The sequence below is a fragment of the Flavobacterium sp. GW821-FHT11G01 genome, assembly GCF_058808175.1.
In genome coordinates, this window is the sequence record NZ_JBXARK010000024.1 from 1 (window position 1) to 2,365 (window position 2,365).

Consider the following 2,365-nt stretch of genomic DNA (forward strand, 5'->3'; position numbering starts at 1 on the left):
TAAAACTCGGAAGTTCCAAAACTGGAAGATCCCCTTTAAACTGATCTAGCCAATACTGCTCAGAACCCTGGCTTTTTACCTGCTGCTCTTCAGAATTAAGCCACACAGCATAATCCTTATACTGAATCTTTAATTCTCCTAAATCAATCGCTCTGTCCTGTATCAGTGCATTATAGGTCTTTACAATCTCCGAGACAAGAAGCTCCACAGACCAGCCATCCCCTACGATATGGTGCATCGAAAGGAAAAAAACATAATCTGATTCTTTTAATTTAATCAAAGACGCCCTTACAAGGGGACCCTGCTCTAAATCAAAAGCAACATTGTTCTTCTGTTCCAGGTAATTCAGTATAATTTCGTCCTGATTATCAAGAAGGCTGTAATCCTCAAGGGTAATACTGAAATCCAGTGATTCCTCCGAAATGATATACTGACGGTTTTCTCCTTCTGCTGTGGTTTTAAAAACAGTTCTTAAAATCTCATGACGCCTTATCAGACCCTTAAATGATTTTTCGAATTTATCAACATCAACCATCCCTTTCAATCGTACAGCTGCAGGCATATTATAAGCCAGAGATCCTCCTTCGAACTGGCTCAAAATCCATAAACGCTCCTGGGAGGCTGACATTGGATAAGACTCCATTACAGCCGAACGGGGGATAGAAATGTACTGTTCCTGTTGTAATTCCCCGCTTAATCCCGCTATGCTCGGATGAGAAAAAAATACTTTGAACGATACCGTTCTGCCCAACTGCTTATACATTCTGTTGATCACCTGGGCAACTACAAGACTGTGACCGCCCAACTCAAAAAAATTGTCGGTGATCCCTATCTTATCAACCCCAAGCACATCCTGCCAGATAACTGCCAGCTGCTCTTCTATTACATTTCGTGGGGCTACGTATTGCTTGCGGATCAAATCCTCTCCCGAAACATCAGGAAGGCCCTTACGGTTTATTTTCCCCATTGGTGTCATTGGCAGCGCATCAAGCTCAACATAAAAGCCAGGAACCATATAATCAGGAAGCTTCTTCTCAAGGAAACTTCTCAAATCCGATTTATCAATATTGCTATCTGTTACAACATAAGCAATAAGATTTTTATCTTTGTTCACATGTACAAAACTTGTTTTAATTGATTGAAATTCATTAATAGCTCGCTCAATTTCATTCAATTCAATTCTATGTCCAAATATCTTAACCTGATTGTCTATTCTTCCTTTAAATTCGATATTTCCATCAGCAAGCATGACAACTAAATCACCTGTTTTGTATAACTTGCCTGTATGATCGTCTAAATAATTTTCTATAAATTTTTCCTGAGTTAATCCTGAATTATTTAAATAGCCCTCAGATACTCCATCTCCTCCTATAAGAAGTTCACCGTAAACTCCAATTGGGCAAATCATAGCATTTTTATCGACCACATATAATCGTGTATTTGAAAATGCCTTACCTATTGGAATATGTTTTCTATCTTTATTATCATTTATAATATATAATAACTTCCCAACAGTTGTTTCGGTAGGTCCATAATGGTTAATCAGAATAACATTTGGATCTTTTTTTCGAACAGAATCTACAATATCATTTGTAAGTTCTTCTCCCCCAAAAACAATCATTCTCTCGGGTGCCGGCATCGCTTCATTTTCATTTAAAAACTTCCAGTATGGCGGAACTATCTTTATACAATCTATTTTGTTCTCTCTAAAATATTGTTGAATAAAAGGTATGTTTCTTAATGAATTTTTTGCAAACATATGGATAGTTTTTCCTAAAACTAACGAACCAAACAAAACAGTTATACCAGAATCTGTAGATATAGTCGACATCATGGCAAACGAATTATTTTCTTTCAATGCGATTTTCTCAGACAAACCAAACAGATAATCCATTAGGTTTTTGTGACTTACCAACACTCCTTTTGGTTTTCCGGTAGAACCAGAGGTATATATAATATAACAAAAATTATTTTGATTTATTTTTAATTTATTTTTAGTTATTTTTTTATCAAAGTCAAACTGATCCAAAAATATGACATTAGCACCTGTGCCATTAAAAATATCTAAGTTACTGCTACTGGTAAATATAAATCTGGCCTCTGTATCATCAATTATATGTTTAATTCTTTCATGAGGATAATCTGGTTCAATAGGAACATATACGGCTCCTGCTTTTATTATTCCAAGCAATCCTATAATCTGAAGGTCAATAACATCATCAAAACATAATATAACTTTTGAATTCAAGCCTACTCCGTGCTGTATTAAATAATGCGCCAGCTGGTTCGACTTCGCATTTAACTCCTGATAGCTCAACTGGGTATCCTCAAAAACCACAGCCACGTTATCAGGGGTTTTAGATAC

At 36.2% G+C, this 2,365-nt stretch carries 1 protein-coding gene; it reads right to left on the minus strand.

The window, feature by feature from the left end; genetic code table 11:
* Positions 1-2,365 (minus strand): amino acid adenylation domain-containing protein (locus AC1RRN_RS21405; protein ID WP_492969250.1); only part of this gene is annotated, 2,365 nt, incomplete at both ends.